This is a genomic window from Candidatus Polarisedimenticolia bacterium, assembly GCA_036004685.1.
In the GTDB taxonomy this organism is placed as follows: Bacteria; Acidobacteriota; Polarisedimenticolia; order Gp22-AA2; family AA152; genus DASYRE01.
Genome location: DASYRE010000051.1, coordinates 36758 through 61792 on the forward strand (window position 1 = coordinate 36758; position 25035 = coordinate 61792).

Sequence of the window (25035 nt, forward strand, 5' to 3'; positions counted from 1 at the left end):
AGGGACGAACGGACTTCAAGGAGGCGCACATGTTGTGGACAATCTTCGTGGTTCTTTTGGTTCTCTGGCTGATCGGCGTGGTTTCCTCCTACACCATGGGAGGGTTCATCCACCTTCTCCTGCTCATCGCGCTGGCCGTGGTGCTCATCCAGCTGATTCAGGGAAGGAGGCCCGCGATCTAGCTTCACGATACGTCGCCCTGGGAGAAGCGCCATGAACATCATGAACCTGAAGAAAAAGATCGCGTGTGCGGAGATCATGACCCCCGATCCGGTCCGGTGCCTTCCCTCCGACACGGCGTATTGGGCGGCCTATCTGATGAAGACGAAAGACATCGGTCCCATCCCGGTCGTGCAGACCGAGGAAGACAACCTGCTGATCGGGATCGTGACCGATCGGGATCTCGCGCTGAAGGTCGTTGGCGAGGCGCGCGACCCGAGGAGTACGAGGATTGCCGACGTGATGACCCGCGATCCCGTCACGTGCCGGCGCGCCGATACCGTCGAGGAAGCCCTTCGTGCGATGTCGCACAATCACGTACGGCGGATTCCTGTCGTCGACCGCCGAGACCGCCTCATCGGCATGATCGCTCAAGCGGACGTGGCGACGAGGCTTGCAGAGCCCGCCAAGACCGCGGGGCTGGTGCGGGAGATCTCGAAATCGAAGGAGGCGGCCTGAAATGCAGACCGCCTCCTTCCTTCTGCCTCACCTCCCGGCGGCCGGCGGAAGTCTCTGCGATCTGCAACTTCTTCTTGTAAGGGTTACAAAATGGCCCCCCTGGCGGGACCGGCACGACAAGCTTGGCGAGCCTCCGACGCGATTTTTTGGGCCGGCCGAAGCCGACTCGACGCTTGGCTTCCGAGCCTGACGGCGACGAGGAAGCCAGGGACGCCGATGAGCCGGCGAGGATGAGCGAACGAGCTGCTGAAAACAAAACGACGAAAGGAGTTGACTCGATGTCAGGTGTGAAGCGATCGAATGGGTTGGCCGTCACCATGGCCTCGGCCTTGCTCGCGATACTGGTTGGCTGCGCAACGACGGGGACGAGCACGACGACCCGAACGACGAAGCGCGACAAGACGGCGAAGGGCGCGGCCATCGGCGCCGCCGCGGGCGCGGCGATCGGCATCCTGCGCGGCGAGCGCGAAGCCGACGAGATCCTTGCCCACACGGCGGCCGGCGCGGCCATCGGCGCCGGCGTGGGAGCTTACATGGACGCCCAGGAGGAGAAGCTCGGACACATCCCGGGCACGACCGTCGAGCGCGTTTCCGACGACGTCCTGTTGATCCACTTCGACTCCGACATTCTTTTCCCGATCGACTCCGCCCAGCTGGCGCCCGGCGCCCGGGACAGCCTCGACGAGATGGCCAGCGTCCTGAACGAGTATCCCAAGTCGGCCGTCGTCATCCAGGGATACACCGACTCGACCGGCACCGAGGAGCACAACCAGAGTCTTTCGGAGCGCCGCGCGCAGGCGGTGAAGAATTACCTCGTGCTGCGCGGCGTGGACGAGGAGCGCATGACGGCGCTCGGCTTCGGCGAATCCGCTCCGATCGCCAGCAACTCTTCGGAGAGCGGCAGGCAGAGAAACCGGCGCGTCGACATTCTGGTGAAGGCAAAGGCCCGATAATCGCTCCACCCACCGGAGGACAAGCCCTTCTGCCCGAGGGCTTGAATAAAAACCAACGCCACGCTCCCCGCCGGGACGCCTCGGGACGGCGGGGCGCTGAACGGATCCGAGACCAGCCACACTCACTCGTCTAGGAGACGACCATGACCGAGCCGAACAACGACCCCGATCGTTCGAATCGCGACCCGAATCAGAATCGCAGAGAAGACCCCTCCGGCGGCGACCAGGGCCGCCGGCCCTCGAACCCTCCGGGCGGCCAGGATCAACGGCAGGGCCCCGGGCGCGGCCAGGGTAACCAGGATCGCGATCGGGACCGGGACAAGGATCGCCGCAGCTAGAGTGGCGCGTCTCCGAAATTACCTTAGCTTCGGGACCGTCGAGGCTGCCCGGATCGCAAGGCACGCCGGAGCACCGCGGGTCCAACGCGAGACGGGATGGATTGACGCCCGGCGGCTTGAATCCGCCGTGGGTCGGCCCGCCTCCTGGAACAGGATTTCGGAGACGCGACACGATACGCGGGAAAGGAGGGCGTGATGCCCCAGAAAAGCAAATCGGGATCCACCCGCAGCCGATCCGGATCGAGCCGCAGCGGCAGCTCCGGATCGAGCCGCAAGCGAGGCGGGAAGAAGCGCTACGGCGATCTCGCTTCGCAGAAGGTCGAGAGAGCGATGCACGAGTACAAGCGAGGCCAGCTGAAGTCGGGGCGCTCGGGCAAGAGAGTCAAGAGCCGCGACCAGGCTATCGCCATCGGTCTCTCCGAAGCCCGGCGCAAGGGCGGGAAAGTTCCCTCCCGGAGCCGCAGCCGATCGTCGCGCAGCGGAAGCCGCAGCCACCATCGCGCCGCCTGATTCTCCAACCCTCCCCCCGGGCGGAGCCATTCCACTCCCGCCCGGGTGATTCCTTCCATCCTACCGGGACGATCGCGAAGCGACTTGCGCCGGAAGCGCCGCGGCCTGCATCAGGCCGAAGATCAGGAACGCCGCGCCGAGGACGAGATGCACGACGTTGTCGGGCCCGAGTCCGCCGGCGCGCGCCTGGAGGAGGCGCGCCACCACCTGGGGGGCGGCGAATCCCAGGATTCCCAGGAGCAAATAGATCGCGCCGAACGTCAGGCAGAAGGCCCGCGCCGCGCTGAAGCTCCCAGCGAATCCGACCGCCACCGCGATGAGGCCGCCGGGCAGGTGAACCGCGTTGTGAATCGGCGTGAGGTGCATGCCGAGAAGGTCCGGTCGGGCGAACCCGGCAATCCCCACCAGGATCAGGACGATTCCGGAGATCTTGTACCAGGTTCTTGCGATAATTCCTCCTTGCTTGCGTTCTGGAAAGGAAGGGCGGCGAGCCGTCGAAGGAGCTTCTCTGGCTCGGCTCCATCGAGCCGGCATCCCAGAAAGCCAGCAAGGACTGTGCCACCGGCGTGCCTGAAAATCGAAGCGTGACGCTTTGAAAACGATCGAGTCTGTCCCTTTTGGCTTGTTTCGAGGTGAAATTCGGGGCATTACTGACATAGAATTGGGAAGGATCAGCCGGGAACCGGTTCGCTGGAATAAGCGCCAGGCAGGCTGTTCGCGGGACTTGCCAAGGAGACCGCCATGAATCCACTCGACTCGGAGGCTCCCGACCGGCGACATGACTCCTCCCCGTAAAGGCAAGAACTTGCGTCATCCTGGCGAGGAGCCGGTGCCAGCGGCCGGTGGCTCGCCGGCAACTCCCAATCCCGCCCCCGAAGCGATCCAAAGAAAAGCCGATCAGATCGTCCTCGACGGTCATTCCCCCGGCGGCGTCCTGATCGACGGCGACCTGAACGTCGTGCAGTTCTGCGGCCTTACCGGCCCCTATCTGGAGCAGCCGCCCGGGCCGACGACTTTTAATCTGCTGCGCCTGGCGCGCGGGCGCCTCGCTTCCGAGCTGCGCGATCTCGTACGCCGCGCGAAAAAGACCGGCGCGGCGCAGCGCCGGGTGGGCGCGCGACTCGAAGACGACCTCGGCGCTCGCGCCATCGATCTCGACGTGGTGCCGATGCGGGCCGCGGGCGCGACGGGAATGTGGTTCCTGGTTCTTTTCGGGCCCGATTCGCCCGCCGCGAAGCGTGACGAATCTCCGCCCTCCCCCGATCCCGGCGACGAGCGCGTGTTCGCGGCCTCCCGGGACATGAACCTGAAGCTCGACAAGACGGAACGGGAGATGCATGCGGCCCAGGAGAAGCTGCAGGGGACCGATGAAGAGCTTTCGAGGCGCAACGAAGAGCAGCAGAGGCGCAACGAAGAGCTTCAACGGGTGATCGTCGAGCGGGAGCGGATCGAGCGGGACCTGCGGGCCAGCGAGGAGCGCCACCGCCTGATCGCCGAGATGACCTCGCACTTCACCGCCTCGAGCCGGGTGAACCGCGACGGGACGATTACCGTCGAGAGCATCACCGAAGGATTCACCGCGCTGACCGGGTACGCGCTGGAGGAGATCAAAGGACCGAGCGGCTGGCTGGCGCTCGTCCATCCCGACGACCACGCGGAAGTCCGCGAGCGGCTCCGGCGCGTCCTGTCGAACGAGCCCCAGACGAACGAGTTCCGGATTCTCACGAAGCATTGCGAGATCCGCTGGATCCGCCATCTGGCGCATCCGATCTGGGACTCGGGCGAATCGCGGGTGGTCCGCCTCTACAGCGCGGCGGAGGACATCACTGCGCGCCGGCGCGAGGAAGAGACGAAGACGTTGCTCGCGGCGGTCGTCGAATCGACGGAGGACGCCATCCTCAGCAAGACGCTCGACGGGACGATCCTGAGCTGGAACGCAGCGGCCGAGCGCATGTACGGTTACCGGGCCAAAGAGGTGCTCGGGAAATCGGTCGCCCTGCTGCTTCCCTCAGCGCGGGCCCACGAGTTCTCGGACGTCCTTGCCCAAATCCGGGAAGGCAAGCAGATCCGGCGGCTCGAGACGGTGCGCGTCCGCAAGGACGGCCGCGCCATCGAGGTCTCCCTCAGCATCGCGCCGCTGCGAAGCTCCACCGGCCAGATCCTCGGCGCGTCGGTGATCGCGCGCGACATCAGCGAGCGCAAAAGGGTCGAGCGGGCCCTGCGGCTGAGCGAGGAGCGGTTCCGCCAGCTGGCGGGAAACCTCGATTCCGTCTTCTGGATAACCGAGCGGTCCCCTTTCCGGATGCTCTACGTGAGCCCCGCCTACCGCGAGATCTGGGGACGGCCGCTGCGCAGCCTCTACGAGGAGCCCATGAGCTACCTGGAGGCGATCCACCCGGAGGATCGCGACAAGGTGATCGCCGCCCTGGAACGCCAAAACCAGGGCGAGGCGACCGTCCTGGAGTATCGCGTCCTGCGGCCCGACGGCTCGATGCGATGGGTGCTGAGCCGCGAGTTCCCGATTCCGGGCCCGGCGGGGGAGATCCGGCGCGTGGCGGGCCTGGCGCTCGACATCACCGATCGCCGGCATGCCGAAGAAGCTCTCCGCGAAGCCGACCGCCGCAAGGACGAATTCCTGGGGGTCCTGGCCCACGAGCTGCGCAACCCTCTTTCGGTGATCTCCGGGGCGAGCCAGGTCCTGGACCGGATCGGCGAGGGCGATCCGCAGGCCGCGAAGATGCGCGGCATGATCGCCCACCAGTCCGCCGTCCTGGCGCGCATGGTCGACGACCTTCTGAACGTCTCCCGCCTGTCCCGCGGGAGCATCGCCCTGAAGAAGGAGTCCCTCGACTTGGCGGCGGTGATCGACGCCGTCGTCGCCGGCACGCGGGCGCTCCTGAAGGAGCGCGGCCACGAGCTGAGTGTCGATATCCCCGCGCCGATCCGGCTCGAGGCGGACCCGGTGCGCCTCGAGCAGATCCTGGTGAACCTCCTGACGAATGCCGCGAAGTACACGCAGCCCGGAGGGCGCATCTGGCTGAGGGCGACGACGGAGCCGGCCTGGGGAAAGCCCGAACGGGTCGTCCTGAGCGTCCGCGACACCGGCATCGGGATTTCTCCCGAGATGCTGCCTCGGGTCTTCGACGTGTTCACGCAGGTCGATACAGCCATCGGCCGCGCGCAGGGGGGACTGGGAATCGGGTTGTATCTGGTCCAGAAGCTCGCGGAGTCCCACGGCGGAGAGGTGTCGGCGCACAGCGAGGGGACGGGCCGGGGAAGCGAGTTCACCGTGCGCCTGCCGATTGGCGCCCCGCGGCCCGCCGCATCGCTGCCGCCCGGCGAGGTCCGCGGAGGGCGGCGCGAAGAGGCCGGGGCTTGGATCGTGCCGGAGGCTCCCGGAAAGGCGCCGGCGCCCTTGCGACGCGTGCGGGTCCTCGTCGTGGACGACGTCGTCGACCTGGCCGAGAGCACCATCATGCTTCTCGGCGTCCTGGGTTACGAAGCCCACATGGTCCACGACGGCCGCTCCGCCATCGAGGCGGCGCGCCGGATCCGTCCGGACGTCCTGATCCTCGACATCGGGATGCCTTCGATGAACGGCTACGAGGTGGCCGAGCGGCTGCGCAGCGAGCAGGACTTGAAAGGAATGCTGATGGTGGCCATGACCGGGTACGCGACCGAGGAGCATCGCCAGCGCGCGCGCGCCGCCGGCTTCGATCACCACCTCGTCAAGCCGGTGACCGCCGAAAGGCTCCAGGCGGTGTTGCAAAGCGCCAGCATTCTGCGCGGCCCCGGGTGACCTGAGAGACGCGCGCCGCCGACTGCCTCGGCAGCCCCCCGCCCTAGGCCCTGGCCCCGGGGGGCCCCTCCTCCTTCGCCTCCACCTCCTTGGCCGACTCCTTTTCTTTCTCCTTCTCCTTCCCCCTGGCCGACACCGACCAGTCGGTTTCGAAGACCTGCTTCAAGGCGCGCGTGATCCCGGGGTTGCCGATGATCAACCCCACTTCCCGCCGCTTGTCGAGGTCCTGCTTCCGCAGGCTCTGGCTCCCCACGAAGGCCCGGGTCCCGTCGCGCACGATCGCCCGCACGTGCAGCCGCAATCCCTTGAGCGGATGGACTTCGATCTCCCCGCTGGCCGCGCGCATGCCACCGAGGACGCGGACCTGAACCCCCTTCCGCGCCCTCTCCTCCAGCAGGCTGATGATCACGGGATCCTGGATCCGCGCGTCGTAGATCGCCAGGTCGCGGCGGGCTTCCCGGATGAACCTCTCGAGCACGATCCGCGCCCCGTCGGGACTGATCACCAGGTTGGACTTCGCCGAGGGCGTGTAGGTCTGCCGCGTGCAGTCGGCTTCGAACAGCCGGAGGGCTTCCTGGACACTCTTCCGATCCTTCGTGGCGATGCCGAAGCTGCGGCAGCGCTTGATGTCGTTCTTCGTGAAGTTGAATCCGAGCAGGTGAAGCGTGTCGTCGACCACCATGAACTTGCTGTGATAGCGGAGAAGATCGTCCAGGGTCCGGGCGACCATGACGCCCGAGGCGAGCAGCCGCTCCTCCAGCTTCCGCAGGCCCTCCGCCCGGTCTCCCTTGGCGTGTGCGATGAGCGCGCGGACGCGCACGCCGCGGTGCACGGAGGCCGCCAGCGCCCGCTCGATCGCCTTGCGATCGAACCGGAAGATGCAGACGTCGATCGAGACGCGCGCGCTCCTGATGATCTGGACGATCGGGACGACGCCGGCCTCCGGCTGAACGATCAGCTTCACTCTGGTCCCCCCGGGCTACTTGTTCTTGGCCTTCGACTTCTCTTTCCACTCCACGCCGCCCTTCCCTTCCGGGACCAGCGACATCAAGGCGTTTGAGACGCGATCGGTTTGCACTTCGATCGGCGCCGTGACGAAGTAGGAGACCTCCTCCTCCGACGACCCGCGCAGCTCGAAGTCGGTCTTGAACCGGCGCAGGATCGCCTCCATCTTGGGCCGCAGCTCCGCGCTCTTCTCCCCGAACTTCACCGCCAGCTCGAAGCTCCGCGTCTGCAGCTCGAAGCTTTCGATCACCCAGAGCGTGACGGTCAGGAACAGGGTCCCGAAGCCGCCCAGCACCAGGAGGCCGCAGCCCGCGGCGAGTCCGACCGCCAGGGCGCCGAGCATCACCACGGCATCCTTGGGATCGTCGATCTTGGAGCGATACCGGATCAGGCTGGCGACGCCGACGATGCCGAACGCCCGCGCCAGGCTCGCGCCGACCACCAGCATGATGACGGCGCCGACGATCGCCAGGACGATCTGCGTCTGGATCACGGCCGGATGGCGCGGGGGCGTCCCTCGCCGGCGCGGCCGCAGCGCCAGCAGCGTTCCGAGAATGGCGGCGATCGGCAGGCGGATGGCTGCGGATTTCAGCTCCTCCTTGACCCCGCCCGGCGTGTTCTCGGCCCCGCCCAGAAAGCCGAAATTCTCCGGTGAGGAGTCCCGGTCCGGCTGGTCCCCGGCGGCGAGGACGCCGAAGGCGATCGCCAGGAGGAGGCAGAAGACCGCCGCCCCCCGCGCCGCTCGAAGCGGCCGTCTCACGAGCTCCGCCCTTCCCCGAGCGCCAGCCCTTCCTGGATCTTCGAGCGAATCTTCCGGACGTAGCGCGCCCGGATGGGCGGGGGATAGCCGGCGGCGCGGAACGCGTCGTCGAGCTGGGAGGCGCTCAGGCGATCGAGAAGGCGGCAGGCCCAGACGACGTCGGCGACCTCGAAGTCCTTCACCAGCAGGCGGTGCCGCGCCTTGTACGCGAAATCGACGCGCCCGTCCCGTACGCCCCGGATCAGCCTCTCGCTTTCGAAGTCATCCACGTTGTTCCGCGTCCCGATGGGCCATTTCGTCCTCCCGAGCGATCCGCCGACGTCCTGGACGACGTACCGCCGCGCCGGGAACCCGCCCGATTTCTTCTTCACCTTGTAGATCCGGGTGTTGCTCTTCGTGAAGTCCCAGTTGTTCAGGACCAGGTTCGCGACGACGAGCCCCCGGAAGGGGCGGGTGTCTTCGAAAGGATTGTCCGTCCAGGACCATTCGCCGATCACCTTGTGGTCCGAGGAGAGCCGGAAGCGCCCCGGCGGCGGCTTCTCCATCCCCCGGCCGCTCACGTTCCACTCCGGCACGAAGTAGGTGGCGGGCTGATGATAGCCGATCGCCCACAGGATCCGGGAGACGACGACGTCCGACTGGGCCTCCTCGCCCACTTTCACGGCCCATTCTTTACCCTGGGCATCGACCACGTCGTAGCCGCTGCTGTGGCCTGTCTTGTCGAGTCCGATCACGCGGTAGGTCGCGCCGGACCGGGGAGCAAGGTCCGGTCCTCCCGGGCCGAAGTAGAGGTCCCGCGCCCGGATGTCGGCGGGCTCCTGCCAGAGCTCCGCCAGCCGCTTTCCTCCTTCGGCGGGGCGCGGCGCCGCGTCGCGCCGGCCTCCGGCGCCGACGTAGACCACCAGCAGGACCGGAAGCGCCGCCGACAGGAACGCGCGCCGGGCCGCCGCCGGCCGGCTCATCGTCCGCGCGGAGAATCGCGAGAAGCGCGGCATCATCGTCATCTCCGGAACCTGGCCGCTTCTCCCGGCGCCGTCAAGGTCCCGCCGCCAGAGGCGCCGGGCCGCGCATCCAGGCGCGCGCCGCATCGCATCCCCGCAGCCACTCCCGCGTCTGGTTGTCTTTCGAATCCTTCGCTTCCGCTTCCGGGGTTCGATAGATGACCCCGCAGTCGATCGTCCTGCCCGAGGCGGCCAGCGTCTGGAAGAACAGATCGTCCCCGGCGATCTCGACGATCATGAGCGAGTTGTCGGCATCGTAGCCGAAGGCGGTGAAGTCGTGCGGGCGGAGATCGCCGCGGCGCACCTTGGCCGAGGCCCCGGCGACGAAGTAGTGGATCCCCCTCTGGGGCTTCGGGCGCTCGTAGAAGTGCTCGTGACCGTTGAAGACGACGTTGACCTTGTTGTTCACGAGCGGCTCTTCGAGCAGCGCCCGGATCCCCACCGATTCCTTCGCGTGGTAGCCCGAGGAATAGAGGGGATGGTGGAAGAAGCAGATGCGCCAGCCGTTCTCGCCCGAGAACTCCTTCTCCATCCAGGCGAGCTGCTCCGGATCGCTCGGCTGGTTGCTGTTCAAGGAGACGAATTTCATGTTCCCTTCCTTGAACGAGTAATAGGGGTGGCCTCCCATGCTGAACGGCTTGAAATCAGCCTGGCCCGCGAGATCGTGGTTCCCGAGCGTGGCGTGGAACTGGATCCGGGCGTCGAGGAACCTTTTGTAAGGCGTCGTGAACTGCCGGTTGTAGTCGGCTGCCGACTCCAGCCCCGCGTAGAGGTTGTCGCCCAGCATCAGGATGAACTTGAAGTGGTGGCCCATCGAGTAGAAGCTCCAGAGCATGTCCGCGACCTTCCGCTGGTTCGCGTCGCCCGTGCCGGTGTCGCCGAGGACCGCGAAGCGCACGGAGCGGAGCCTCTCGGGCATGGCGAAATAAGCGAAGGTCCTGGGGGCGGAGGCGGGAGCGGCCGTCGTCGGCGGGGACTTCGCCGGCGGTTCCGGGAAGGCGCCCGGGAGGTAGTCGAGCACGACGCCCGCCTCCTTGTCCGCGAGCACCAGCGTCCGGCCGGCGAAGCGGTACTCGAGCTGATCCGGGACGGCCGGGAGGTCTTCGAGAAGGACCCCGGGGACGGAAGGAATCGACAGTCGGCGGTTCAGCGCGATCTGGGAGGGCGTCGTCTTGTAGATCGAGGGATCGTTCTGCTCCTCCATCCCGTCGCGGATCGCCCCCGAGGCGGGCCCGCTGAATGCCGCCGCGAGCTGCTTCTTGATGTAATCGCTACCGGGGACGGTGAAGAGATCGCCCAGCTTCGCCCGGGCACGCATGGACCTGATGCTGACGGCGAGCAGTCCGCGCCGCCGCTCCACCGCCTTCGCCTGCTCCTCAGGGGTCTTGCCCGCGGGGTACTTCTTCTCCGCCTCCTGGCGCAGCGGGCCGGTCGCCTCCACGTACCTCTGGAGGCCCGCCTGGAACTCCGCCGCGGCCGGATGGACTTCAGCCGGAGGGGGCGGCGCCTTGGTCGGGCAGCCGTGCCCGAACTGCACGAAGATCAGAAGCGAAAATGCCAGCGTCCGTGCTTCTCGACCGTATCTCATGGAACCATCCCGAAGCTTTTCCTCGCATCGCGGGAAAGGCTTTCTCTAGGGCTTTCGTGAGCCGAGCATGCGGAGCATGCGCGGCGTGGCTTGGAACAGGAGCCGGCCTCCTCCCGGGGCCGGACTGTCCGGCAACTCGATGCAGCACAATCCCCCCTTCTTCCACTTCATCATGACGGCGGGGGCGCCGCTGAGCAGGAGGCCGGCGAACTTCGAGAGATCCGGCTCGTGGCCCACGAGGACGATTTCGTCCCGGCCGTTCTTGTTCTTCAGGGATCGGATGATGCGGAACGGATCCCGTCCCGGCGCGAGCGCCTGCTCGACGCGGACCTTGGCCTTCGGTTTCATCGCGGCAGCGACGATATCGGCCGTCTGCTTGGCGCGGACCAAGGGGCTGGAATGAATCACCTTCGGCTCGATCCCGAGCTTGCGCAGCCCTCCCGCCGCGGCGCGCATGCGCAGCCGCCCGCGCCGCGTCAGCGGCCGGGCATCGTCGTCCGGAAAGCGGTGCGGATCCCGGGCGCAGGCGATGGCGTGGCGGAGGAGGTAGAGTTTCATGGAAGTTCTCCTTCAGGGCTTCCGTCGGCCGCTTGGCGGTCCGGAGGGGGTGTTCCCCTCCCCGCTTTTCTCATCGCCGGTTCCGGCTCGAAGAGCAAGGGGCGCAGGGCCGCGAGGCTCTCCGTCAGCGTGGTCACCCTTCTCCTCTCCAGCAGCGACTGCACGCGCCGGCGGATCCTCGCCTGAATCTCCGCCTCGCTCCGGGTGGCGTCGACCGTCACGAAGCCGAATTCCCGGGACATCCGGTTGTACTCGCGGATGAGCCGCCATTGATATTTGCGGAACGACTCGAAGAGATCCATGCCTAGGTGCAGGTCCATCCCCGCCTCCCAGTAATCGATTCCGCGAGCCCGCAGGACCCGGGGGAGCAGGGTGTCGACGTCGATCTTGAGGTAAAGGACGAGCTCGGGGACGAGCGCGAAGCCGAAGACGTTCCGGATCCAGGCCGGATCCGCCCCGCGCACCACGCTGCGGGCGAAAGCGGTGTACATGTACCGGTCGGCCAGGACGACGAATCCCGAGCGCAGCGCCGGGATGATGATCTTCTCCATCCGGTCGGCGAAATCGGTCGCGTACAGCAGGCTGAAGGTGAGCTGGTTCAGCCGGTGTCCGGCCTTGGCGGCGCCGATCGTCTCGGACATCAGCTCCGAGCGCGTCCACCCCGTCTCGATCACGCCGTAGCCCTGGACTTCGAGCCACTCCTTCAGCAGGCTCACCTGGACGGAGCGTCCGACCCCGTCGGTTCCCTCGATCGTGATCAGCGTGCCGTTGAGATTCGCCAGATCGAGGTACGGCAGGCCGTAGCCGAACTGGGGCCGGCTGGATGGATTTCCGCTCATGCCCACGCCTCCCTCTCCTCGCCCAGCGACAGCAGCCGGTTCACGTGCAGTCTCACCCGCTGCTGCTGGCTGTCGATGCTCCGGGTTCCGTCGACGACTTGGAACCGGTACTGCGGCGCCATGCGATCGTATTCCTTCAGGACTCTTCCCTGGAAGAGGCGAAAGCTCTCGACCGGATTCTCGCTCAGCCCGAGGTCCATCCCGGCCTCATAGAACTTGATCTTGTCCCGGCTCCCGAGGATCCTCTCCACCGCCACGTCGAGAGGAACGCGGAAATAGAGGATGAGATCGGGCTCCACGGCGAAGGAGTACAGGTCACGCACCCATTGCGGATGAACGCCGCGCGCCAAGTCGCGAGCGAGCGCCGTGTAGACGTAACGGTCGGCGAGAACGGTCATTCCCGCTTTTAGATAGGGGGTGATGTGGTACGTCAGGCGGTCGGCGAAGTCGGTGGCGTGCAACAGGCTGAAGGTGCTCGGCGTCAGGAGGTTCTTCTTCTTGCCTCGCTTGGTCGCCTGCCGGACGAGGCTGGAGGAGTTCCATTCGGTGAAGGAGACCTCGACGCCGAGCGACAGGAGCCACTTCTGCAGGAGCTGGATCTGAGTGCTCTTTCCGGACCCGTCGATCCCCTCCACCACGATGAGCCTGCCGCGGGGAGCCTCGCGCCTTTGTGCCCGAACCCGCACCATGATCGGCCCCTTTTCGAAAATGCAACGTCCGCTTCGGGATCACCGAACGACTTTCATCATGCAAGCGCTGCGCCGTTCATCCTCCCGGAGACCCAGAGCGATTCCCCGCCCGCGCGCCCCTCGCAAACCGTGCCCCGGCAATTCCCTGGCAATTTCTTGGCGCCCTCCCGCCCAGCCCGCGCCACGTCACGGGCAGCTTCGGCGCCTGCGATTTGTAGAAAATACAGCGCCTTCGGGCGTCCGGAAAGGCCCTGGATCGCGGGAAAAGGGTGCCCAAGGCGCTGGAGCGGGCCCGCTCAGCCCTTTCAGCGAGTGGCATGCCCCTTGCGAAATACGCCGACGTTGGCCTCGCTCGAACGCATCGATCGGAGGCCATGGGGAGCAAGCGCCCAGGCACCCGGGGTTTCAGCAGCCCGGGAGAAGGAGAAATCCGATGAACAGCGACATTCTCGAGGGCAAGTGGACGCAGCTCCGGGGCAAGGTGAAGGAATGGTGGGGAAAGCTCACCGACGACGATCTCGACAAGATCGCGGGCAAGCGAGACCGGCTTCTCGGCTACCTGCAGACTCGATATGGGTACGCGAAAGATCGGGCCGAGGATGAGCTGGATCGCCGCCTGAGCAACTACACATCCGATTCGGATGCGTAGAACGACATGGGGTCGAAAGCCGACGTTTGGCGTCGGCTAGTCCCGCAAGGAGAGCGACAAGCGTCTTCCGGTGAAGAGCCAGGCTCTCTGACCGAGGCGCGAGACACTCTTCAGACGGATACGGGGACCGGCGCTTCTCCCGGCCAGGAGAAAGCGACCGGTCCCCTGAGACCCCGGCTCCGGTGGCCCCTCACGCTGCTGACAATCCTCCTGCTGGTCTTCACGCTCCAAACTGCCAAGGCCTTCCTGATTCCCCTCGTCCTCGGAACCTTCATCTCCTACACCCTCGAGCCGGTGGTGCGTCTCCTCGTGCGGCTGCGGATCCCCCGGTCGCTCGCGGTGACCGTTTTGATGCTGGGTCTCCTGGTCCTCGGCGGCGTCACCGTCTACAACCTGCGCGATGAGGCGATGCAGGCCGTCGACGTCCTTCCCGAGGCGGCTCGCAGGCTGCGCCTCGTCCTGAGAGCGCAGACCGGAATCAGTCCCATCGAGAAAGTCCAAGAGGCCGCGACCCAGATCGAGAAGGCGGCGACCGAAACCACCGCCGCCGAGCCGCCGCCGCAGGGAGTGATGCGGGTCCAGGTCGAGCAGCCCCCGTTCCGCGCCGCCGACCATCTCCTTTGGGGCGGCACGCAGATGCTCGGTCTGACCCTCCAGGCCGTGATCGTCTTCTTCTTCGTCTTCTTCCTCCTGCTCTCGGGAGACCTGTTCCGGCGGAAAATGGTGAAGATCGTGGGACCGGCCTTGTCGAAGAAGAAGATGAGCCTTCTCATCCTCGAGGACATCGACCGCCAGATCACCCGGTATCTGCTCGTCACGTTCTTCAAGAGCGCGACCGTGGGGCTGGCGACCTGGGGCGCCCTGACGTGGCTCGGCGTCCAGCAGGCCGCTTTCTGGGGCCTGATCGCGGCCGTCTTCAACACCATCCCCTACTTCGGACCCCTCGCCGTGAACGTGGCGGTGGGCATCGTCGCCTTCCTGCAATTCGGGACGCTGTCGATGACGGCGGCCGTCGCGGGGGTCGTCCTGCTGATTGCGACGCTGGAAGGGTGGCTGCTGGCGCCCTGGCTGACGGGGTTGGCGGTGCGGATGAATCAGGTGGCCGTGTTCATCGGCCTGTTCTTTTGGTCCTGGATCTGGGGAGTCGCGGGGATGCTACTGGCCGTGCCGATGATGACGGCCATGAAGGCGGTGTGCGACCGGGTTGACGCGCTTCATCCCATCGGCGAGCTGCTGGGCGAATGATCGTCGGGCCTTCGGAACGGGAATCGCCCGCGGTTGCGTTCGACGCCGCGAGCCGGCGGCGTCGGTGGACCCGCGGCGCCTTCGGAGCCGGGACCGATGGCGGAGAGGAGGCGGACTGCTTGACGGAGGCGAGGATCCGCGTCAGGACTGCCGGATCGGCGGGCTTGACCAGGTGGTGGTCGAAACCCGCCTCCTGCGCGAGGCGGACGTCCTTTTCCTCGCCCCACCCCGTCAGGGCGATCAAGACGATGTCCTTCCCCCAGGGCTGGCGGCGGATCTCTCGGGCCGCGTCGTAGCCGCTCATCTTGGGCAGGCCGATGTCGAGGAGAACGACGTCGGGGCGGTACTCCTCCGCCGCGGCGATCGCCGCCAGGCCATCGTGAGTCGTGCGCACGTCGTTGCCGAGGTTCCCCAGGAGCAGCCCCAGGCTGGTGGCGCAGTCCGGGATGTCGTCCACGACCAGGATGCGCAGGGAGGACTCGGGAAGGACCGCCCGCTCCTCGCCCAGGGCCGCCTTCTGTCGTATCTCCACCGGCTGGGTGGCGACCGGGAGGTGGACGACGAACTCGCTCCCCTTCCCTTCCCCCTCGCTGTGGACGTCGATCGTTCCACCGTGCAGGTCGACCAGCCTCCGCACCAGGGTCAGGCCGATTCCCAGCCCGCCCCGGGAGCGGTTCAGGGAACGGTCCACCTGGGTGAACATCTCGAAGATGTGGGGCATCATCGCGGCAGGGATGCCGATCCCGTTGTCCCGCACCTTGACGACCGCGTCGTTTCCTTCCCGATCGGCGGTCAGCCAAATCCTTCCGCCCCTCTCCGTGTACTTGGCGGCATTGCCGAGCAGGTTCGAGATCACCTGCGCCAGCCGGGTGAGGTCGCCGTCCAGGAAGATCGGGCGCGACGCGGCGGTCACGATGAATTCATGCCCGCAGGCGTCGATGACCGGCCGGCTCGTCTCGACCGCCTCCTCGATCACTTCGGCCAGCTCGACCCGCTCCCGGCGCAGCTCCAGCTTGTCCCCGCTGATGCGCGCCACGTCGAGCAGGTCCTCGATGAGCCGGGCCATCTGCTGGACTTGCCGGTCGATGACGCCCAGGGCCCATTGCAGCTCCGGAATCAGCCCGCCCTTGAGATGGAGCACCTGGACGGCGTTGCGGATCGGCGCGAGCGGGTTCCGCAGCTCGTGCGCCAGGGTGGCCAGGAACTCGTTCTTGGCGCGATCCGCCTTCTTCAGCTTCTCTTCGGCTTGCTTCAGCTCGCTCACGTCCACCAGAACGTTGACGGCGCCGAGAAGCGTGCCCGAGTCGTCCCGGAACGGATAGGCATGGGCGAGAGCGGTGAACCGCTTTCCGTCGGGCCGCTCGATGACGATTTCCTCGCCCAGGAATTCGCGATTGTTCTGCAAGGCGAGCGCCATCCAGCATTGATCGTGAGTGATCGGATCGCCATCGCTGGAAAAAAGCCGGAACGAGCCGCAGAAGCGGCTTTGGGGATCTCCGAGCTTCGGAGTGTGTCCCCACAGGTCGGCCGCGTGCTGGTTGAAATAAGTGATGAGGCCGTCAGGATCGCAGGTGTAGGCTGCCGCGGGGAGGTTGTCCAGCAGGCGCTGAAACTGATCTCCCCCCCGGGCATGCAATGCATCGATTTGTCTTCTCGCGAGCCCTTCCTCGTTTTGCTCTTTTGTCATTTCTTCGCTCCTCGCCGTTGCCGTGAAGCAATAATGAAAATGTAATTTCTTCAAATTACCAAGGTCGTCCCCCACGCGCAGACACCATTCCCCGCTCCGGAGTCTTGCGGGACCGGAGCACGACGAGGCCTTCTTCTCCGCTTTGGGTCGGCCGGCTCACTCCGCTCGGAATTGAAGCCGGCCGAGCCGCTTACGCGTGATCCACCGCCGCGGTCACTCCCGCCTCACGGGCGCAATGGGCGCAGCAGAAGAAGACTCCATCGGACTCGATGCCGTGCCCGATGATCTTGCATCCGCAGTGATCGCAGACAGGGGCAAGCATTTGAATGGCGCACTCGAAGCTGTCGAAAACGTGGCGATCGTTGGCGACCACCACCTCGAAAGCACGCTCGTAATTGTTGCCGCAAAGCTCGCACTTGGCCATGGGGCTCCTCTCTTCTCGAACGCCGGCGGCCCAAGCTTGAAGCTCGTCGGCCGCGCTCCTTGACAGGCAGGCGCCTTGCGACCAAGCAAAAGGGAGGCCACCGGTTCCCTTTTCCAACCGGCGCCGCGAGTTTCGCCGCGGCCTCGACCGGACCTCCTCCAGCGCCGGCGAAAGGAACCTCGAGACTCGTCGGCCGCGCGCCTTGGATGGGGCAGGCCCTCTCGGACCAGACAAAAGGGAGGCTACAAGTTGGCTTCCCGGCTGGCGAGCGTCGGGCCTCGAAATCCTCTGCGGGTTCCAGCCATCGGATCCAAACCTCTTCTGAATTGCGCGGGTTGACCCGCGGCGGGCTCCACCCGTCGGGTCCAATCCGCTCCGAATTCGGCGCGTTCACTCAGAGGGCGGCCCGGCGTCTCGTCTGGAAAACGAGATGGCGCGATATCGGTGCTCCGAGTCGATCCGGAGCAGCACGTCAGGGACGATCTTCTCGTAGCACAGGCGCGTGAACGGCAGATAGTGACGCACCAGCGCGCGGACCTCCGCCTCGCGCAGCCCCGAACCGGTCCGGCCGATCAGCTCCTTCTCCTGGTCGAGCCTCCAGCGCTCGTGCAGGCGGTCGGCATCGGGACGGAGCATCACGAAGAGATCGATCCTCTTCCAGATCGGCAGGTAGGGCGGGAGGTGGGCGAGGACCGCCTGATAGTCCTCCGGCGTGGCGCGCGGCAGGCGGGGAAGCGGCGCGCGGCGGCAGATCTCCAGGAGCTCCGGCGCCGTGACGCGGGGCATTCCGAGGCACCATCCTTCGAAGAGCACGAGATCCTGCCGGCCGCGGACCGTGACGGCGCGGGAAGCGATCTCCCCCGCTCCATCGTGGGCCCCCTTGTCGAAGACGGGAAGGTCGACAGCCTCCCCGCGCTTCAGCCGGACGAGATGGCCGTCGAGCAATGACGTGCGGTGCGTGCCGGGCATGCCGCGCGGCAGGGCGTAGAAGGGATTCCCGGGGAATTCCGCGGCGAGCTGCCGCCGCTCGTCAAGGCTTCGATAGAAATCATCGAGGGAGAAGGTCGCGACGCGGAGCCCTTCGCCGGTGAAGAGCGCCACGAGGTAGCGTGACAGGGTGGTCTTGCCGGTCCCCTGGCCGCCCTGCAAGCCGATGACGACGGTCGCGCCGTTCTTTCTCGCCCGGCGGATCCTCGAGGCGAGCGGATCGAGACAGCTTTTCCGCTCTCCGGCCGAATAGGGAACCCGATCAGCCGCCATGCAAGGCCGACCTGACCCAGCCCCGGACCGTCGCGTGCAGCCCGGCGTGCGCTTCCCAGACCGACCGGGCCCAGCGCTCCACCGCCCGATGGTGCTCCGCCGGCCCGGGCGCCGCGGTCACGTCGGCGATCGTCAGCGCGCCGCGAAACTCGGGAAGGGGAGGCTTTTCGAGATGCGGGTGGCGCTCCACCCACCGCCGGATCGCTTCGCTCGGAACGGCTTGGCTGCCGCCCTGCTCGAGCGACCAGCAGAGATGCGCCAGATGGGCCGCCAGCGACTTGAAGGAGACGCAATACCGCTCCGGGTGCTGCGCCGCGTAGGCGTCCACGAACAGCCGGTGGACGCCGAAGTAGGTGGCATTGCCGAAGTGCAGCGCCAGAATCTCGTCCATCGTCGCCTGGCATCCTTCGGTCCCACCCGCCGCGACGAGGCCGCAGCCTTCGCAGCGGCGATCCGATCTTTCCGGCGAATCCATCGCCGCATCCCACCCCTTTCTGCGTGGCTGCAGAGCTTCGCGGGGCTCCGCGTGGAGCGAGCCCCGGCGGCGGCGCGTCTCGAGGGCTCCGACCCGATTTCCGCCGGCCGGCGCGGCAACCCTAACGGCCTTTCAGGACTCCAGGGCCTGGCCGAACCCCAGAACGTAGCCTTCGCGATCGCGGACGGCGAACTCCTCCATCCGATAGGCCGGCTGGATGACCGGTCCGTAGACGACGTCGGCGCCTCTGCCCCCGCAGCTCCGCGTGAAGCTCCGGCGCGTCACGAACCCGGAAGAAGGCGTCCCAGGTTCCACCCTGCTTCTCGTTCGGACTGATGCGCTCCGGAGTGGCGACGAGCCGCAGCATGACTGCCAGCCCGTCCCGGCTCAGGATCGCGAACTCGGGGGGAGACCCGGCGACGGGCTCGCGGCGAAACCCGAGGACGCGCTCGTAATGGGAGGCCGCCTTCTCGACGTCGGCGACCGGAAAGTAAGGGGCGCTTCGGAGCAGCTGGCGCGCGGGCTCAGGCGGCACGGAACACCTCGAGGAGAATGGGGGGCGCCGACTCAGCCTGGACGGTGCCCGTTGAAGAACCCCGAAGACATGAAATGCGTCAGGACCGCGGCAAAGGAGAATCCGACGATCAGGAGGATCCATCTCCAGCGGGCCCGGGAGGCGCGAAAGCCGGAGACCTGGATGAAGACGTCGGCCACGTACACGGCGGAATAGGCGACGTTGGCCAGGACGGAGAGCAGGAACAGCCCCAGGATCCCATCGAGCGTGAGCGACGAACGGGAGGCCGGCCAAGCGGCGAAGAAATGCCCCGCGACGATGATCGCCAGGAGCAGGTTGTAGAAGAGGCGCCGCAGCTCCCAATAGCGCAGCGCGTCAGTGGCGAACTCGCGAATCTCCCCAAGTCCCTGCAACGTGGGCGGCGATGCGCCCTGAGCCCCTTCCCCGCTCATGACCCCTCCCGCCTCCCACGCCCGATGGGACCCGGCCGACCCTGCGCCCGATCTTTCCGCCCGATCGTCAAGCGACGTCCTTCCGGATGGATCGCGGATTCGTGGAGCGTCCGCGTCAAGATGCGTCGCTCCAATGTGCCCCCGGTTGATAGGTCCCAAAGTACCACACGTGCCCTTCCGGATCGGCGGCCATGTAGCCTCGGGAGCCGTACTCCTCATCGCGCAGCTCGCGCAGGATCCGCGCCCCGGCTGCCTGCGCTTCGCGATAATGGGAATCGGGATCGGTGACGCGGACGGAAAGGGCCTGCGACACGCCGGGCAGGCTCCGGGGGCCGACGCGCCCCGTCTCCGGCTTCGGAGAAGAGACCATAATGACCGCCGCTCCGAGGCTGAGCTCCGAGTGCTCGATCCTTCCGTTGGCGCCCGGCACGACCAGCCGGCGCGTGAAGCCGAAGGCCCGGCAGAGCCAATCGATCGCCGCCGCGGCGTCGTCATACGTCAAGCTGGGATAGACGTCTCCGACCATGCGTTCCATGAGCACCTCCTCCGGCATGAGCCGCCGGCGCCGTGCCAGGATGCGCGACGGCGCGCGGGGCCCGATTGGATACCCTGACGAGCGCGCGGCCGCTTCAACCGGCCCCTTTGGGGCCGCTGCGGGGCGTCGCGGGCGCGGACGGGAACCGGACCACCGATCTTCAGCAGAACGGCCTGCCAATGGGGACGATCCCCCCTTCCATGACGCCGAGCGGCAGGTCGGCGAGGCACGAAATCACCACGCCGCCGGCCACCCAGAAAGCCGACTTCGCCCAAAGCGTCTCGCGGGCCACCCCCAGCGGATTGCGGGTTATGAAGACGCGCAGAATCATCCATTCGACGATCCGGACCGGGACGTAGATCGCGACATAGGTCAGGGGCGCGTTGCGGGTGGCGTTGTTCATCGACCGGGCGGCCAGGAAGATGAACAGGCCCAGGACGATGCCGAGCCCGAGGCGGCCAGCCCCAGGCCGACGGCGCGGCGAAATGGAGCCGGCCGTCCGGGATCCAGCAGGCGCACGCCGGCGTAGCACCACCCCACGTAGGCGATCGCCTTGACCGCCAGGTAGATTGCAAAGCCGAGAATCTCCACGAGACTTCAAGATCCTCTCGCGTCTATCTCATGAATTTCACGGTGGCCCAGAGCAACAGACAGATCAGGATGCAGGCCGCCGCCAGATACCGGAATTTGCGAAGCAGATAGGCGGCCTTGTCATCGGCGGGCATCCAGGGGGGCGCCCAGAAGAGCCAGATCGAGAAGCAGCGGTTCAGCGCCAGCCAGCCGGCGAAGCTCATGCTGCCCTCGGGGGACCAGAAGACTCCGTGCGGACCCCCGTCCTTCCTCCAGGCGTCGGGATGGCGCTCGTACTGGCGCTGGACCAGCTCGTCGAACGTGGCGAACGTCGACAGGAGGGCGACGACGAGCATCACCGCCGCGGCCAGAAAGATGATTGCCATCAAGCTGGATAGCATGCTCCTCGTCCGCTGATGCCGGGTCTGCGAATCGGCGGGCCTTGATGAGAAGCAGTATTTTGCCCGGTCACGGGCTTCCGTTCAACCGCAAACCACCGGGGGACGCCGGATCGGCTGTCTCAGGAACGAGAGCGATCCGCCGCTCCGGTTCCCCCGCGGGTCGTCTCTCTAGCAGATCCAGGCGCCGCCCGGGATCGCGAACATGGCGGCGATCGCCGGAACGTCGGCGAAGTAGGCGAGACCGAACGGGCTTCCACCCATCGGCATCGATCGGCTCCCCCAGCGCGAAGCCTTGCCCGGCGCGGATGACGGTTCGCGTCGAGGATCAGTCCTTCCGATCGGTGTTCTGCAGCGCGACGATGCGCCAGCCCTCGTCGCCGTGCTCGAGGACCATCGTCACCCGGCCGCCGGCGGCCTCATCGACCCTGTTTCCTTCCCCGTTCCGCTCCCGTTCCCAGGCGCACAGCACGACGGCGATTGCCGGCGTCATCCGCTTCACCGATTCGACCACCAGCGAGACGCGATCCTCTTCCGGCGATTGGCCGGCCTCGGCGGGCAGGGCTTCTCGGATGCGCTCGCGGCCCGAGAGTCGCCGGCCGTCCCCCGTGACTCCACGCGATAGCTCCCTTCCGGCCATCCTTGAAGCGGGACGGCGTAGGCGAGCGTCTCGTTCCTCACGTGCTCATGGACGATGGGGCGGCCGACGGATCAGGGTCCCGCGCCCGTCTCCATCACGAACCGGTATTCGACGCTTAGATCGGGCTTTTTCCCGCGATGGAGCGCATCGGACCTGGTAGGCGAAGGTCAGCGTCTCTTGCGGCCGAAACGCGGGGACGGGCTCCGGCGTCAGCGCGATGGATCCGTTCTGCAAGGGAGGCTTTTCCGCGTCCGCGGGAAGGCGCGCCACGACGATGGAGCTGAGCGTCAGGGCCTTTCCGAAGTCAGGGACGGCGATCGTCTGCGAATGCCGGTTCCCCAGGTGAGCCCGGGGCTCGAAGAAAAGCAAATCGACCTGATAAGTCCCGGGATCGATGTCGAATTCACCCTGGAGGACCGATCCGGCGCGGGCGGCCGGCGGCTCGAGCGGGTCGCGGCGGATCGTTTGGGACGATTGCTTCACGATGCCGCCGGTCGCCGGGTCCCGGGCCGTCAGGGACAGCCGGACCGCGGAGGTATCGATGACGAGCGCATCCTCACGAGCCTCCTGCCGCACGGAAAGAGTCAGCTGGACGCGGGTCTTCCCGGTCTCGGACTTGTAGAAATCATAACGGTGGCGAAACGGAACCTGAGCCGTGAAGAATGCGTCCTGAGCGTCTCCTCTCGGGAAGTAGAGAAGGAGCGCCGGAAGAAAGGTCGCACAGATCCGCCAGAATCGTCGCGGCAAGGGGACGGTCCTTCCGCGGGAAGAGCCGGTGACTGCCGCTCAGCGGCCGGCTTTGTACCAGGCCTCCATCATGTCGCGTCCCGCTTCGACCTCCTCGGCGCGCAAGGTCTTGTCGAGAACCTCCACGTAGACCGTGCCTTCCTCCGGATACTCGCAGACTTCGTACGACACGCGGTTCCCGGTCGCCAGATACTCCATCGGCTCGTTCCCTGGGTTGACGAACGTATGGGCGACGGGATCTCCGGCGGGATAGAGGATGAAATCCCCCGCCTTGACCGGGACGTCGCGCTCGCCGTGCCGGAGAGCGCCGCTCCCCTTAAGGATCAGGTACATCTCTTCCTGGTGATGATGGCGGTGCAGGCGCGTAGCCTGCTTGCCGGGAGCGAGACGGTAAAGCCGTAATCCGGAGTGGACTGATCCGAGGCGGCGCGCGGGATCCTGGATCTCGACCGCGATGCGCTCGCCCGCCGACCAGGGTGTCCAGGGAAGGTCCGACACGTTCACGATTCTTGGGTCGCTCATCGTAGGCACCTTGCAACCTTGGCTCTCATGCGCTGCTCCTTCGCGATTCCTCTAGCTTCCTTCCCGCAAGACGTGTCCGAGCGCCCGGGCCAGAGCGGCCGGCTCTCGTACGCTGACCATGAGCGTTCTCAGGTGGACCGGGAATCCCATGACATAGGCCCGCTGGCGGGGGTTCAGCTCGAGGCTCACGATCCCTTGCCCCGAGCCGTTCACCAGCCATCGTCCGGCGAAACCGTGGACGCCGCGGCTGATCGGCCTGGCGTCGAGCTTGGAGACCGATACGATCGCCGAGCGGGGAAAGCGCGCTCGGAACGCCCAGCCCATCCGCACGCGAACCTCTCCCCCCTCCACCTCCAGGGTCGAGCGCGAGGGAGGCAGGAGAACGATCTTCGACAACACCCGATACCACGGATCGAACCGGATCGGAAAAGTCAGCGGCATCGCGGACATGGTCTTTTCCTCCTGAGGCTCTGTGCCCGATGGCGCCGCAAGCTCGCGATGATCGGGGCTCGCGCCTCGCCGGCGAAGCTCGCGTTTCCCATCAGCGTTCGAGAACTCCGGATGCAACTTCAACCGAACCCTGTTCTCGTGCCGATTGCGCTCGGGAATCCTTCTAGCTTCCCGGAGCCTGGTGAAGATGCTCGAGCTTCGCACGGATGTATTCTCCATCCTCCGGGATGAGAACGAGGGAGCGGCGATAACTTTGGCCGGCTTCCTCTGCTTTCCCCGACGCGGCGTAGGCATCCGCCAGGCTGTCGAAGGCCCGGAACGACTGCGGGAACATTTCGGCATTGAGGCGGAAGATGGCGATGGCTTCGTCGTTTCTCTTCTTATCCAGAAGGTCCTGGCCCAAATGGTCCAGCTCCGGCTCGCGAAAGTTGTAGCGCGCCGGCGTGTCCCTCCGAAGCGCGCGATACCGATCCACGGCGGCCTCGATCCCGTCGCGCTTGATGGCGGCGGAGATCTCGGGAGCGATCGACGGGAGCGGCCGGCGCAGCTGGAACCCCGCCTGCTCGTTCAGGAAGGTCACGATGTCGGCGAAGAAACCGGGGTTGACGGTGGCATGTGTCACCCCCTCGCCATGCTCCCCATGGATCTTGACGAGCCGCTTCGGAGAGCGCGCCAGATCGTATAGTTTCTGTCCGTTCTCCGCCAGAGGAATGCGCCGGTCGTCGACGCTGTGAATCACCAGGACGGGCATCTTCACAAGCCCAATCTTTTTGTCCGATTCGAACCGGGCCCTCAGCAGCAGGCGCATCGGCAGAAAGGGAAACATTTTCTGCCCGATGGCGATCGCCGAAGAGAATCCGGACCCCACGATCAACCCGCCGGCGTCCACGTGACTCGCGAGGTCGATGGCGACGGCGGACCCGAGCGACGCGCCGAATAGGACTATGTTCTTGGCCGGAGCGTGCTTCTCCTTTCGCAGGTAGTCGTAGGCGGCGCGGGCCTCCCATTCGATCACTTCCTCGCTCGGCTCGCCGGGCGAGCCCGCGTAGCCCGGGTACTCGGGCGCCATGACGTTGAAGCCCATCGAGCGGAACTGGTCGTACGCGTTGGCGCTCAGCGAGACGTTGTCGCCGGTCCCATGGAAGAAGAGCAGCCAAAGATTGCCCGCGTCCGCCGGCAGGCTCGGGACGAGCCAGGCAAAAACCTTCGTGCCGCCGAGCTCGGCGAACTCGACGCGCTGCTCGTTCAGGACGAGACTCGGCCAGGGCGGGACGTAAGGCAGACGGCGATTGAAGGCGATCCGGGTCTCATTGGCTCTCAGCCAGACACACGCCCCGACGTAGCCTATGACGAGGATGACGGCAAGGCTCATCAAGATCCGCTTCAGCCACTTCCGCATCGTCCCTGTCTCGATGCCAGTAACTTGTCCTTCAGTGAGGCGTCCTTGAAATCGCCATCTTGAGGGCGCCAAGCGCTGCCCCGCCCCCGACCCCCGCGAGCACGTGATCGAAGGCCGCTCCCGCCACGATGCCGATCCCGATTCCGACCGCCACCCAATGGAGAGCCAGACCTCGCGTCGCCGGATGGTTCCTGCCGGCGACCAGGAGCACGCAGCCCGCCAACAGCACACCGCTGACTCCGGCCAGCTCTCCCTTGTGGCGGAGATCGTCGGCGACCGTGAGGAAGCCGATCGCCGCGCCGAGGATGAGCACGATCCCGGCGACCGCGGTCCATCGCGAGCCCGCCACG

31 protein-coding genes and 1 pseudogene are annotated in these 25035 nt (G+C 66.5%); 8 read left to right on the forward strand and 24 right to left on the reverse strand.

What is annotated here, in order from left to right:
• Positions 1-29 precede the first annotated feature (29 nt).
• From VGR67_14130 to VGR67_14150, 5 genes are all read left to right on the forward strand, one after another.
• Entirely contained in the window at positions 30-182 is a 153-nt protein-coding gene (locus VGR67_14130) for a lmo0937 family membrane protein (GenBank protein ID HEV8337548.1), read from the forward strand.
• Positions 183-213: 31 nt separating this feature from the next.
• Complete coding sequence (locus VGR67_14135; protein ID HEV8337549.1) at positions 214-678, forward strand: CBS domain-containing protein; 465 nt, start codon at positions 214-216, stop codon at positions 676-678.
• A 287-nt stretch (positions 679-965) separates the two neighbouring features.
• Positions 966-1631: an OmpA family protein gene (locus tag VGR67_14140; protein ID HEV8337550.1), complete on the forward strand. Its 666-nt coding sequence runs from the start codon at positions 966-968 to the stop codon at positions 1629-1631.
• A gap of 143 nt (positions 1632-1774) precedes the next feature.
• Positions 1775-1969: a hypothetical protein gene (locus VGR67_14145; GenBank protein HEV8337551.1), complete on the forward strand. Its 195-nt coding sequence runs from the start codon at positions 1775-1777 to the stop codon at positions 1967-1969.
• 195 nt (positions 1970-2164) lie between these two features.
• Entirely contained in the window at positions 2165-2479 is a 315-nt protein-coding gene (locus VGR67_14150) for a DUF6496 domain-containing protein (protein ID HEV8337552.1), read from the forward strand.
• 60 nt (positions 2480-2539) lie between these two features.
• On the opposite strand, the gene VGR67_14155 is transcribed toward VGR67_14150, so the two are convergent.
• The gene (locus VGR67_14155) at positions 2540-3259 is read right to left on the reverse strand and encodes a DUF4383 domain-containing protein (GenBank protein ID HEV8337553.1); all 720 of its coding nucleotides are present in this window, start codon (positions 3257-3259) and stop codon (positions 2540-2542) included.
• Positions 3260-3308: 49 nt separating this feature from the next.
• Here VGR67_14155 and VGR67_14160 point away from each other — a divergent pair, with 49 nt between their 5' ends.
• Entirely contained in the window at positions 3309-6278 is a 2970-nt protein-coding gene (locus VGR67_14160; protein HEV8337554.1) for a PAS domain S-box protein, read from the forward strand.
• A 43-nt stretch (positions 6279-6321) separates the two neighbouring features.
• Here VGR67_14160 and VGR67_14165 read toward each other — a convergent pair whose 3' ends face one another.
• From VGR67_14165 to tmk, 7 genes are read right to left on the reverse strand one after another with little or no spacing between them, the layout of a single operon-like run.
• Positions 6322-7242 (reverse strand): phospholipase D-like domain-containing protein, encoded by a 921-nt coding sequence (locus VGR67_14165; protein HEV8337555.1) that lies wholly within the window; start codon positions 7240-7242, stop codon positions 6322-6324.
• A gap of 15 nt (positions 7243-7257) precedes the next feature.
• Positions 7258-8043 (reverse strand): DUF4956 domain-containing protein, encoded by a 786-nt coding sequence (locus VGR67_14170; protein HEV8337556.1) that lies wholly within the window; start codon positions 8041-8043, stop codon positions 7258-7260.
• The gene (locus VGR67_14175) at positions 8040-9041 is read right to left on the reverse strand and encodes a hypothetical protein (GenBank protein ID HEV8337557.1); all 1002 of its coding nucleotides are present in this window, start codon (positions 9039-9041) and stop codon (positions 8040-8042) included. Before VGR67_14175 ends, VGR67_14170 begins: the two co-directional genes overlap by 4 nt.
• 37 nt (positions 9042-9078) lie before the next feature.
• A complete protein-coding gene (locus tag VGR67_14180) occupies positions 9079-10632 on the reverse strand; it encodes a metallophosphoesterase (GenBank protein ID HEV8337558.1) in 1554 nt (517 codons plus the stop codon).
• A 45-nt stretch (positions 10633-10677) separates the two neighbouring features.
• Positions 10678-11190: a phosphohistidine phosphatase SixA gene (gene sixA, locus VGR67_14185; GenBank protein ID HEV8337559.1), complete on the reverse strand. Its 513-nt coding sequence runs from the start codon at positions 11188-11190 to the stop codon at positions 10678-10680.
• Positions 11187-12029 carry a thymidylate kinase gene (locus VGR67_14190; protein HEV8337560.1) on the reverse strand — a complete coding sequence of 281 codons (843 nt, stop codon included), beginning with the start codon at positions 12027-12029 and terminating at the stop codon, positions 11187-11189. Before VGR67_14190 ends, sixA begins: the two co-directional genes overlap by 4 nt.
• The gene (gene tmk, locus VGR67_14195; GenBank protein HEV8337561.1) at positions 12026-12718 is read right to left on the reverse strand and encodes a dTMP kinase; all 693 of its coding nucleotides are present in this window, start codon (positions 12716-12718) and stop codon (positions 12026-12028) included. The genes VGR67_14190 and tmk overlap by 4 nt, the downstream gene beginning before the upstream one ends.
• Positions 12719-13151: 433 nt before the next feature.
• Here tmk and VGR67_14200 point away from each other — a divergent pair, with 433 nt between their 5' ends.
• Together VGR67_14200 and VGR67_14205 are read left to right on the forward strand one after the other, a co-directional pair.
• Positions 13152-13367, forward strand: coding sequence for a CsbD family protein (locus VGR67_14200; protein HEV8337562.1), 216 nt, complete (start codon positions 13152-13154; stop codon positions 13365-13367).
• A gap of 6 nt (positions 13368-13373) precedes the next feature.
• A complete protein-coding gene (locus VGR67_14205; protein HEV8337563.1) occupies positions 13374-14612 on the forward strand; it encodes an AI-2E family transporter in 1239 nt (412 codons plus the stop codon).
• Between the two features lie 145 nt (positions 14613-14757).
• Here VGR67_14205 and VGR67_14210 read toward each other — a convergent pair.
• From VGR67_14210 to VGR67_14285, 16 genes and pseudogenes are all read right to left on the reverse strand, one after another.
• Positions 14758-16299 (reverse strand): annotated as a pseudogene (locus VGR67_14210) (ATP-binding protein).
• A 190-nt stretch (positions 16300-16489) separates the two neighbouring features.
• On the reverse strand, positions 16490-16723 hold the full coding sequence (locus VGR67_14215; GenBank protein HEV8337564.1) for a hypothetical protein: 234 nt from the start codon (positions 16721-16723) through the stop codon (positions 16490-16492).
• 390 nt (positions 16724-17113) lie between these two features.
• Complete coding sequence (locus VGR67_14220) at positions 17114-17983, reverse strand: hypothetical protein (GenBank protein HEV8337565.1); 870 nt, start codon at positions 17981-17983, stop codon at positions 17114-17116.
• Complete coding sequence (locus tag VGR67_14225) at positions 17973-18458, reverse strand: DUF5946 family protein (protein ID HEV8337566.1); 486 nt, start codon at positions 18456-18458, stop codon at positions 17973-17975. Before VGR67_14225 ends, VGR67_14220 begins: the two co-directional genes overlap by 11 nt.
• Positions 18459-18590: 132 nt before the next feature.
• Positions 18591-18773, reverse strand: a complete 183-nt coding sequence (locus VGR67_14230) for a hypothetical protein (GenBank protein ID HEV8337567.1) — start codon at positions 18771-18773, stop codon at positions 18591-18593.
• Between the two features lie 252 nt (positions 18774-19025).
• Positions 19026-19424, reverse strand: coding sequence for a hypothetical protein (locus VGR67_14235; protein HEV8337568.1), 399 nt, complete (start codon positions 19422-19424; stop codon positions 19026-19028).
• Between the two features lie 115 nt (positions 19425-19539).
• The gene (locus tag VGR67_14240) at positions 19540-19959 is read right to left on the reverse strand and encodes a VOC family protein (GenBank protein HEV8337569.1); all 420 of its coding nucleotides are present in this window, start codon (positions 19957-19959) and stop codon (positions 19540-19542) included.
• A gap of 160 nt (positions 19960-20119) precedes the next feature.
• The gene (locus tag VGR67_14245; protein ID HEV8337570.1) at positions 20120-20362 is read right to left on the reverse strand and encodes a hypothetical protein; all 243 of its coding nucleotides are present in this window, start codon (positions 20360-20362) and stop codon (positions 20120-20122) included.
• Positions 20359-20550: a hypothetical protein gene (locus VGR67_14250; protein ID HEV8337571.1), complete on the reverse strand. Its 192-nt coding sequence runs from the start codon at positions 20548-20550 to the stop codon at positions 20359-20361. The genes VGR67_14245 and VGR67_14250 overlap by 4 nt, the downstream gene beginning before the upstream one ends.
• Positions 20551-20573: 23 nt before the next feature.
• Positions 20574-20918 (reverse strand): hypothetical protein, encoded by a 345-nt coding sequence (locus tag VGR67_14255; GenBank protein HEV8337572.1) that lies wholly within the window; start codon positions 20916-20918, stop codon positions 20574-20576.
• A 337-nt stretch (positions 20919-21255) separates the two neighbouring features.
• Positions 21256-21567 (reverse strand): SgcJ/EcaC family oxidoreductase, encoded by a 312-nt coding sequence (locus VGR67_14260; protein ID HEV8337573.1) that lies wholly within the window; start codon positions 21565-21567, stop codon positions 21256-21258.
• A gap of 45 nt (positions 21568-21612) precedes the next feature.
• Positions 21613-22314 (reverse strand): hypothetical protein, encoded by a 702-nt coding sequence (locus tag VGR67_14265; protein HEV8337574.1) that lies wholly within the window; start codon positions 22312-22314, stop codon positions 21613-21615.
• Between the two features lie 39 nt (positions 22315-22353).
• On the reverse strand, positions 22354-22836 hold the full coding sequence (locus tag VGR67_14270; protein HEV8337575.1) for a cupin domain-containing protein: 483 nt from the start codon (positions 22834-22836) through the stop codon (positions 22354-22356).
• A 51-nt stretch (positions 22837-22887) separates the two neighbouring features.
• On the reverse strand, positions 22888-23286 hold the full coding sequence (locus tag VGR67_14275) for a hypothetical protein (protein HEV8337576.1): 399 nt from the start codon (positions 23284-23286) through the stop codon (positions 22888-22890).
• 163 nt (positions 23287-23449) lie between these two features.
• The gene (locus VGR67_14280) at positions 23450-24685 is read right to left on the reverse strand and encodes an alpha/beta fold hydrolase (GenBank protein HEV8337577.1); all 1236 of its coding nucleotides are present in this window, start codon (positions 24683-24685) and stop codon (positions 23450-23452) included.
• Positions 24686-24716: 31 nt separating this feature from the next.
• A complete protein-coding gene (locus VGR67_14285; protein HEV8337578.1) occupies positions 24717-25034 on the reverse strand; it encodes a hypothetical protein in 318 nt (105 codons plus the stop codon).
• Position 25035: the final 1 nt, after the last annotated feature.